The 6,403-nt window shown below is 30.3% G+C and carries 10 protein-coding genes; 2 read left to right on the forward strand and 8 right to left on the reverse strand.

Annotated features, from left to right (window positions below):
- Together J6D32_RS06405 and J6D32_RS06410 are read left to right on the forward strand one after the other, a co-directional pair.
- On the forward strand, positions 1-219 hold a 219-nt coding region (locus J6D32_RS06405), incomplete at its 5' end, for a BhlA/UviB family holin-like peptide (protein WP_287467409.1).
- A gap of 4 nt (positions 220-223) precedes the next feature.
- Positions 224-1,141, forward strand: a complete 918-nt coding sequence (locus tag J6D32_RS06410; RefSeq protein WP_287467410.1) for a peptidoglycan amidohydrolase family protein — start codon at positions 224-226, stop codon at positions 1,139-1,141.
- A 38-nt stretch (positions 1,142-1,179) separates the two neighbouring features.
- Here J6D32_RS06410 and J6D32_RS06415 read toward each other — a convergent pair whose 3' ends face one another.
- The 8 genes from J6D32_RS06415 to J6D32_RS06450 all read right to left on the reverse strand — a co-directional run.
- On the reverse strand, positions 1,180-1,347 hold the full coding sequence (locus J6D32_RS06415) for a hypothetical protein (RefSeq protein ID WP_287467411.1): 168 nt from the start codon (positions 1,345-1,347) through the stop codon (positions 1,180-1,182).
- A complete protein-coding gene (locus J6D32_RS06420) occupies positions 1,344-1,538 on the reverse strand; it encodes a hypothetical protein (RefSeq protein ID WP_287467412.1) in 195 nt (64 codons plus the stop codon). Before J6D32_RS06420 ends, J6D32_RS06415 begins: the two co-directional genes overlap by 4 nt.
- A complete protein-coding gene (locus J6D32_RS06425) occupies positions 1,525-2,145 on the reverse strand; it encodes a hypothetical protein (RefSeq protein ID WP_287467414.1) in 621 nt (206 codons plus the stop codon). Before J6D32_RS06425 ends, J6D32_RS06420 begins: the two co-directional genes overlap by 14 nt.
- Before the next feature lies 1 nt (position 2,146).
- Positions 2,147-2,884, reverse strand: coding sequence for an NUMOD4 motif-containing HNH endonuclease (locus J6D32_RS06430; protein ID WP_287467415.1), 738 nt, complete (start codon positions 2,882-2,884; stop codon positions 2,147-2,149).
- The gene (locus J6D32_RS06435) at positions 2,862-3,140 is read right to left on the reverse strand and encodes a hypothetical protein (protein WP_287467417.1); all 279 of its coding nucleotides are present in this window, start codon (positions 3,138-3,140) and stop codon (positions 2,862-2,864) included. The genes J6D32_RS06430 and J6D32_RS06435 overlap by 23 nt, the downstream gene beginning before the upstream one ends.
- A complete protein-coding gene (locus J6D32_RS06440) occupies positions 3,133-3,561 on the reverse strand; it encodes a hypothetical protein (protein WP_287467418.1) in 429 nt (142 codons plus the stop codon). Before J6D32_RS06440 ends, J6D32_RS06435 begins: the two co-directional genes overlap by 8 nt.
- A 93-nt stretch (positions 3,562-3,654) precedes the next feature.
- Positions 3,655-6,156 carry a hypothetical protein gene (locus J6D32_RS06445; protein WP_287467419.1) on the reverse strand — a complete coding sequence of 834 codons (2,502 nt, stop codon included), beginning with the start codon at positions 6,154-6,156 and terminating at the stop codon, positions 3,655-3,657.
- 51 nt (positions 6,157-6,207) lie between these two features.
- The coding region (locus tag J6D32_RS06450) for a hypothetical protein (protein ID WP_287467420.1) at positions 6,208-6,403 on the reverse strand (196 nt) is incomplete at its 5' end.

Below are 6,403 nucleotides of genomic sequence, written 5' to 3' on the forward strand. Positions count from 1 at the left end.
AAAGGAGGTGAGAAAATGGAATATTTTGAAGCGTTGCTTTCAAAGCCTGAAAATGTAACTTTTATGGGGTTGTTTCTTGGTTTGTTTATTTACACAATGAAAAAGAATGACGATAGAGAAGCTAGATATCAAGATACTATCGACAGATTAACTACAGCTTTGTCGGAATTGGATATCGTTAAGAAAATGGTAGAAAAAATAGAGGAAAAGCTAGGATGATTAGATGAAAAAAGTTTTTGTTTTAGCATTATTATTTTTAGGAATCACAATCAATCAGGAGGTAAAAGCAGATATGAATATAGATAACATGGTAAATGAATCAATTGCAATGAAAGGACGTTTCACGTATTCGATGTATGGGTCACGTACTGGGGCGGACGGTACAGCTGATTGCTCAGGTTTTGTTTATCGGTGTGCATTAGCAGGCGGTGCTAAACCTTATCCAATCGTACCATCAACTGAAACTCAACACGATTTCTTGTTAAAAAATGGGTTTACTCTTATTTCGGAAAACCGCAAGTGGAATATGCAAAAAGGTGATATTATCATTTGGGGTAAAAAAGGTTGGTCGGCTGGTGCTGGCGGTCACACAGGTATCGCTATCGATAATCAAAATTGGGCGGAATGCACCGCTTGGTTAAATCTAGGCACTACAATTCAAAATCACGATAAAAGATACGCTATGAACGGTAATCCATATTTTTACGTTTACCGTTACACTAAGCCACAAAAACCTATGACACACGACGAAGCGGTAAAAGCTTCGCCAGTATTCAAACAAGGTTCTAATTTCGGTAAATTAGATTACTTTAACGAATATAAAAAAGATGTTATTCGTGTAGCTGGTTGGTTAGTACCAGAAAATTCTGGTAGAATTGGTTCAACAGCTTGGGTTATCTTTAGAGATAAAAACACTAAAGAAGAACTTACTCGTATTCAATCGAGAGGTATTCCACGTCCTGACGTTAAAAAAGCATACAACTATTCAGGTGGTGACGCTTTAGGGTTTGACGTAACAGTCAATAAGAAACAATTGAAAGGTCACCAAGTCGAAATTGTTTTAAGACGTTCTGATAACGGTAAAAACGGTGAACCAAGTGTTAATGATGTAGCTATTACAGGAATTTATTTAACACTATAAAAAGAACCCTCCTTAATTGGAGGGCTTTTTGTATATTGTTAACCGATTGGAATTTCTAGCAGGTTTTCTAATTCCTCTATAATTTCTTCTTGTTTAATTAATAGATTGTGATATGTTTCGTAAGATAACTCTTTATATTTTAACATATAAGTTATACGAATCATTTCACGTCTTAACTCGATTATACGCATTTCTTCGTTTGTCATTTTTCTTCCTCCCTTAAATATTTTCTAACGTCAACATCTTTGCAATCTGGTAGATTATTTCTTGTTTCTTTAAATAATTCATCATAAATATTTTTATCTTCTGTGTGGTAATCATCACACAATGAGCAATACCATTTTTCTTTGTATTCGTTTGTTTCTAGATTTATTTTTCCTGTGTTAAATTCTTTCATTAAGTCCAACCGCCTTTATATGATATCGGTTTAAAGCTTTTCTAGATAGTGCTAAATCATTTTTGTATATATCTAATTCTTTTTCCAATGCTTCTCTCGTTGCTAATTCGTCTTGCCAATCTCGAAACCACATTTCAGCGTTTGCTTTAGTGTTTTGATATTCATCTTCTAACGATGAAATCTTGTTGTATGCTTCGTTTAATTCTTCTTTTAATTCATGGTAGTTAGGGTATAAGCGTGAGATGTCATTATATAAATTTTCATACTCTTTTTTCCAAAAAAATGCGTTTTCTTCTTGATCTTCGGCTAATAATTTCATATTGTTATAAGAACGTGTTAGATTATCGTTTTTTATTACTTCTTTTTTCATTTCTTTTCTAAACTCTTCTTTTAATTCTCCTAGTGCTTTTTTTAATTTATATATATCGTTGTCTTTATCATTACACATTTCACTATAGTATACGTGCATATTAAACTTACGACATTTTAAATCTTTTATTTCTTCTTGTGAATCGTAAAGTGATTTTTTTAATTTGTATATTTCTCTCAATAATTTTTTCTTTGATTTAGGCATCTTGTTTTTACTTTCTTTCTTTGATTTAAACATATTATTTTGCCCAACTTTCTTTTAATTTGTTTTCAAATAATTGTGTTTCTAATTGTAAAATATTCAAAAATTTAAACCATTGTCTATCGCTAATCAAAGGTTCTTTTTCGATTGATTTCATAAGGCTTTCTTTTAAGGCGTGTGAATCATCGTATCTTTTTTGGAAATTAGCTATTGCCATTCTTGACGCTACTCTATCGATTTCTCTTAAATAAAAATTATAAATACTATTTGAATCTTGCATATAGCCATCTTTTTCTTCTGGTGTATCATTGAATAATGTTGTTTGCTTTATCAATCTATTCACGTCCTCGACTGTAATTTTATTTCTTTCGTGCATAATCTTAATATTATCATAGTTAGTTATCCATTGCAAGTTAGTTACTCTATTATCCCAACGAATTTTATTTATATGGTCGACTGTCCATACTACACCATCAATATCGAATCTAGGTAGAAAAGCATTGGCTACCAATCTGTGAACGTAGAATCTTCTTTTTACTTTACCTTTTGTGAGTGTCACTTGTAAATAGCCTTTGCCGTTATCCTGTGGTTTTAAAAAACGATTCGTTTTATAACTGTATACATCGCCGAAATTAGTTACAGCATATAACCCTTCGTAGTCTTTAATGTCGATAAATTCTTCTGTTGGTGCTGTGGTAGTTAATTTACCGTAAATATTAGTATAGAAATTTATTTCATCGCCGTTAGGTCGTTTATATGTTGACGTTGGTTTCATTTAATTCATCCTTTACACTTGGAATAAGTCCTTTTACTGATTTTCCTTGTTGTGTTAATAAAAATATATCTGTTGACCTTGAAACGAACCAAAGTAATTCGTAGGTTTCTAGTTTTTCACGTCTTAATATTTTTAGTTTATTCGTTTGCCAGACTTTCAATTCTTGATATGCTAAATTTGATTTGCTTAATTCAACTAATTCGTTAAAAGCTTCATTGTAAAAATTGTCTAGTATCATTTCTTTTTGTTTAGGCATTTATAACGTCTCCTTGTGAAATTATTTGTCCTGTATTATATAAAACTAATGTCCATGAATTACCTAATACGTGTAATTCGCAAATTTCGTTATTATAAACATTGTTACTAAATGCTACTAATATCATTGAACCTTGATTATTTGGTAACATTTTCCATTGCTCGCCTTCGATTGAATTGATAGTACCATTCATTAATTTCATCTTTTTAGTTGATTGTGGCATATAAGTCACGTCTAAATCTTCATTATAAGATGAAGTATTTTCGGTTGTATTATTTTCTGTTTGTTCTGATGTTGAAACTGTTGTTTGTGTAACAGTAGTTTCTTCTTTATTAGTAACATCTAGATAAGTGTATGTAGCTGTGAAGCTACCTCCTAATACTAACATTGATATAGATAAACCTTTGATAAAGTTTTTCATGTTTATTACTTCCTTTCCTTAACTTATGAATTAAGTATACAATGAAAAAGCCTAACTGTCATTTAAAAACAGTTAAGCTTTAATTAGATTTTTCTAATCTTTTTTATTTAACAAATATAATTCTTGTTGCTTTTTAACGCTAGTATTGTAATGATAGTTATAAGTGTTAACAAATTTTTCTGGTGTCATATGAACTTCTGGTAAATTTTCTTCAAATGGGAATAATTCTTTTTCAGAAAAAGCACCCCAAGGTGTTTCGATATATAGCAATTGGTCGCCTGAATCGCCGTTTTCTTCAAATTCTGTATTTTCGTTTATTTGTGAAACGATAATGTCGTATTGTTCTTGTTGTTTTTCTGGATTATAAAATTCAGGGTATTCAGTTCCCATTTTTAATTCCATTTTTGAGTTGTAAATGGTTATCGTATTGTTAACGTTCATAATCCCTCTAACGTTATTAATCGTTTTTCCTTCTGAAAATTGAGTGTCGATAAATTTTTCAAAAGTCATATTAAAATTAAAGCTATCTTTATTTACCCCTCCGCAACGTATTTGTATACCTTCTGGATTGTTATGTTTTTTGTATTTTTCTTTTGTTGTGGTATACGCATATTTTTTATGATTTAAAGGGTAAAATTTTAAAATATGTTCGTTCTCTATATCCCATTTACCTAAAGATAAAGGATGATAAATTGATTTGTCGATAAGTTCTTTTGCTTCTAATTTTAAATACAAAGAATCTGTATCGCAATAAACAAAATATTCATCAATTTGTGTACTGTTCAGATATTTTAACGGTTCTAGTAAATTGTATAATGCTTGTGATGTTACAAAAGCTGAAAACAATACATTTCTTTCGTTGTTCTTGAAACCGTTTGGTGATATTGCAAGTTCTGAATTATCTAATCTATAACCGTATTTAAAAGTTGATGATAATCCGGGCATTCCATACAAACCGTTCATTAGAACTTTAGATACAGCGATTTGTTCTTCTGATAATTGTTCGCCTTCGTATGGTTTTGATTTGTCAATCCAACATTCGGTAGGATCTGTATCATTATTTCCAAAAAATACCGTTCCTTTTGAAGCGTATTTTCCTTGGGTTTTTAATCGATAGAATTTAGCTAAAATATCACGTGAAGCAAAATATTCACATTTCCACGTCCAATAAGCTTTTACGAACATTGATTTAACTTTGACGCCGAATAAATCATTTAACATTCTTAATGTATTAGAATTTATATAAACGTAATCTTCGATTTTGTTTTCTCCGCCTTGTTTAGTAATTAATAAATTATAATATTTTACTAACATTTTACGAACTGTTTTAGATTTAACCTTGTATAAAATTTTGTCGAATGTTGCTTTTTTGATTTGGTACATTGTCCAATAATCTTTATCATCGAAATCAATATCGATTTTTTGGGGAGTGTCAAATTGTATAATCATTTTTGGTATTGTAGGAATTTTTTCTCTAAACATGACAAAAGGATAACTAGAGTTGATATCAATAGAAAACATATCTTTGACTATCTTCCCCACGTATTTATCATTATAAAAATTTAGACCGCCTTTATAGAATTTTTTGCACCAATCGAAAAGATTAGTTGTTTCGTTTAGTCTGAAATTTGAGAATTGTATGCTATCCCATTTATCAGTTTTTTCATTTAGATATTTCTTTTCTAATTGAAAGAAGGATAAAGGCGATTGTTCATAAGCGATTTTTATATTCTGTGTTTTAGTCATTTTTTCATAGTCGAAACTAGGGTTTAAAAAGCTATAATATTTACATGAATTTGCTAGCAATACAATATCATTCTTCATATAAACTTGGTCGTGTGGTTTATCCTCTAACGATAAAAATATTTTTTCTGAATATGAAAATGCTTCGTCTGGTGTCATGTCATAATCTACATCATACTGTGAATAGTCCATATCAGTTTTCAGGTCATCTTCTGATATTAATTTTGCATACAATAAACTATCTCCGACAGAAGCTAATGAACAACCATATTTTGGTAAGTTGTCTATCGTGTGATACTGAATATTATCAATTGAAGAAGCTTCTATCCTTAGCTTGGTTTTTGAGCGAACTCTTGATTCTAGTAAAAAATTATATCCATAACCAGCTTCTTCTTTATAAGTTGTAGTATCAATTGAATCGTCTTGTAAATTTCTGTTGTAAGCATTGTACGGCACAGCATTTAAAAATTGTATCATTTCATAAGATATAAAATGATTGTCGAAGCCGTCAGCATTGTGTGCGATAAGCTCTATTTTTGTTTGTTTTTGAACACCGATATCTTTCATAAATCTGTGGAAATGTACGAAATTAGGGAATTGCAAAATGTTTAAATTTCCTTCGTTGTTTCTAGGGTCATCGTATACACCTACAGCAAAAGAATACATAGAGCTTTTCTTTTCTGTAGCTTTATCAGCGCTTTTATTATATACGTATGTTTCTATATCGTAGAACATACGAATTTTTTTGAAACCTCTAGAATAAGTCTTTTTGTTTTTTATTTGTTTAGATGATTTAACTACATTGGAAAAACTCTCGACTGTTCCCAGCAAAGCTCTAACTAGATAATACATGTTAAAAACCTCCTCGCCTTATGTTAACATAGAAAAAGCTAGGTTTCAAGCCTAGCTAAAAAAGTTTTTGTATATCGCTTTTTTGGTATTTTCGATGTATTGGTCTTTGTAATGCCTTTCGTTTTTATCGAATTGAGTTTCTTTAGGTGCTACTTTATAATAATGATAATTAACTAATTTTACAAAATCTAACGTTTTTAATTGAGTGTCAGAAGTAATATATTCTCTAGAATAAGCATTTCCATAT

Source organism: Turicibacter sp. (assembly GCF_017941855.1).
Taxonomy (GTDB): domain Bacteria; phylum Bacillota_I; class Bacilli_A; order MOL361; family Turicibacteraceae; genus Turicibacter; species Turicibacter sanguinis.

What these genes read in the sequence shown, in the direction of transcription:
- J6D32_RS06410 (WP_287467410.1), top strand. Translation starts at nt 224, where the DNA reads ATGAAAAAAGTTTTTGTTTTAGCATTATTATTTTTAGGAATCACAATC.
- J6D32_RS06415 (WP_287467411.1), bottom strand. Translation starts at nt 1,347, where the DNA reads ATGACAAACGAAGAAATGCGTATAATCGAGTTAAGACGTGAAATGATT.
- J6D32_RS06420 (WP_287467412.1), bottom strand. Translation starts at nt 1,538, where the DNA reads ATGAAAGAATTTAACACAGGAAAAATAAATCTAGAAACAAACGAATAC.
- J6D32_RS06425 (WP_287467414.1), bottom strand. Translation starts at nt 2,145, where the DNA reads ATGTTTAAATCAAAGAAAGAAAGTAAAAACAAGATGCCTAAATCAAAG.
- J6D32_RS06430 (WP_287467415.1), bottom strand. Translation starts at nt 2,884, where the DNA reads ATGAAACCAACGTCAACATATAAACGACCTAACGGCGATGAAATAAAT.
- J6D32_RS06435 (WP_287467417.1), bottom strand. Translation starts at nt 3,140, where the DNA reads ATGCCTAAACAAAAAGAAATGATACTAGACAATTTTTACAATGAAGCT.
- J6D32_RS06440 (WP_287467418.1), bottom strand. Translation starts at nt 3,561, where the DNA reads ATGAAAAACTTTATCAAAGGTTTATCTATATCAATGTTAGTATTAGGA.
- J6D32_RS06445 (WP_287467419.1), bottom strand. Translation starts at nt 6,156, where the DNA reads ATGTATTATCTAGTTAGAGCTTTGCTGGGAACAGTCGAGAGTTTTTCC.